General features: G+C 49.0%; 2 protein-coding genes and 1 pseudogene. All 3 read right to left on the reverse strand.

Annotated features, from left to right (window positions below; translation table 11 throughout):
- On the reverse strand, positions 1-899 hold an 899-nt coding region (locus ACTHUT_RS19420), incomplete at its 3' end, for a MetQ/NlpA family ABC transporter substrate-binding protein (protein ID WP_440419470.1).
- A gap of 197 nt (positions 900-1,096) precedes the next feature.
- The gene (locus ACTHUT_RS19425; protein WP_063075347.1) at positions 1,097-1,783 is read right to left on the reverse strand and encodes a methionine ABC transporter permease; all 687 of its coding nucleotides are present in this window, start codon (positions 1,781-1,783) and stop codon (positions 1,097-1,099) included.
- A gap of 1 nt (position 1,784) precedes the next feature.
- Positions 1,785-1,878, reverse strand: a pseudogene (locus ACTHUT_RS19430) (methionine ABC transporter ATP-binding protein); the annotation flags it as partial.

Below are 1,878 nucleotides of genomic sequence, written 5' to 3' on the forward strand. Positions count from 1 at the left end.
GAAGCAGTAGAGGCGGCTTCGGCTTGAGCGCCTGCAGCTGCGTTTTCACCCCATGCCGCAGGGTATTTGTAACCGGCAAAGCGTTTTTGTGAGTAGGCTTTGAACTCGTCAGAGTTGTAGGCTTCGGCTACATCTTTCAGCCATTGGCTGTCTTTGTCGGCAGTGCGGACGGCAGACCAGTTAACGTAGGCAAAGCTTGGCTCTTGGAACAGGGCTTCAGTCAGTTTCATGCCGCTGCTCATGGCGTAGTTGCCGTTAACGATGGCAAAGTCAACGTCGGCACGGCTGCGTGGCAGTTGGGCGGCTTCAAGCTCTACGATTTGGATGTTTTTCGGATTTTCGGCAATATCGTTTTTAGAAGCAGTCAGCGGATTAACGTCGGCTTTCAGTTTAATCCAGCCCAATTCGTTCAACATAACCAATGCACGGGCAAAGTTAGATGGGTCGTTAGGTGCAGAAACGCTGGCACCGTCTTTCACTTCGTCCAAAGATTTCAGTTTGCCAGGGTACAGGCCCAAAGGTGCAGTCGGTACTTGGAAGGCTTCAACGATGTCCAGTTTGTGTTCTTTTTTGAAGTCGTCCAGATAAGGTTTGTGTTGGAAGATGTTGATGTCCAATTCGCCTTCAGCCAAAGCAAGGTTGGGGCGCACATAGTCGGTGAATTCGATCAGTTTGACTTTATAGCCTTTTTTCTCCAAAGCCGGTTGGATTTGGTCTTTTACCATATCGCCGAAGTCGCCGACGGTTGTACCGAAGACGATTTCTTTTTTCTCTGCGCCGTTGTCGGCAGAAGAAGCGGCAGAAGCAGCAGGCGCGCTGTCTTTTTGACCGCCGCAGGCAGCCAGTACGATGGCGAGCGCAGCGGCTGAAAGGGTTTTGAAGAATGTGTTGATTTGCATATTTTGCTCCTGATGGATGATAAAACGGTTTCAGACGGCCTCAAGCTACCGCCGTCAAAAAAGAGGGATTGTAAATCTATTTTGGAACTATGAGGATGTTTTTTGTAAATTTATTTGGAATATATATCCTAATATGTTCTAAATAGATAACAGGCCGTCTGAAAAATAGTAAGTCCATTTCAGACGGCCTGGTTTGTTTAACGTTTATCCAGTTTGCGTGCCAATCTGTTGCCGATACCTTGAATCAGGATAACGAGTAAAACCAGGATGGCGACGATGAAGATGATGACTTCCATTTGATAGCGGTAGTAGCCGTAACGGATGGCAAGGTCGCCCAAACCGCCGCCGCCAATCATGCCTGCTGCCGCACTGTACGACAGAAGGCCGATAGCCAGTACGGTAATGCTGGAAACCATACCTGCACGCGCCTCATTTAAAAGCACTTTGCAGATGATGCTCATGGGCGAGGCACCCATTGCGGAGGCCGCTTCAATCACGCCTCTGGGCACTTCGCGCAGGTTTTGCTCTACCAGACGGGCGAAGTAGAACAGGCCGGATACGCTCAATACCAATGAGGCGGCAACCGGGCCGATGGTCGTGCCGATGATGGCGCGTGTAACAGGAATCATGGCAATCATCAGGATGACGAAAGGGAATGCGCGCATCAGGTTGACCAGATTGTCCAAAAATAAATTCAGCTGTTTATTATAGTGCAACTGATGACTTGATGTCACAAACAGCAATACGCCCAAAATCGTACCGAAGATAACGGCGAAAGTAGTCGATAGACCGACCATAATAAAGGTTTCGCCCAAGGCTTGGATAATTTCGCCCTTCATGCTGACGATGGTCTCAACAGCACTTTCAAATGTCAAATTTGCCATATTAGTCCTCTCGAATCAGCTCTTGCCCGATTTCGGATTGGGCATGGATTTGGTTGCCGTGTACTTCAACGATTTCCAGCAGACGGCCTTTGTCC

The organism is Neisseria sp. P0022.S010 (genome assembly GCF_051956635.1).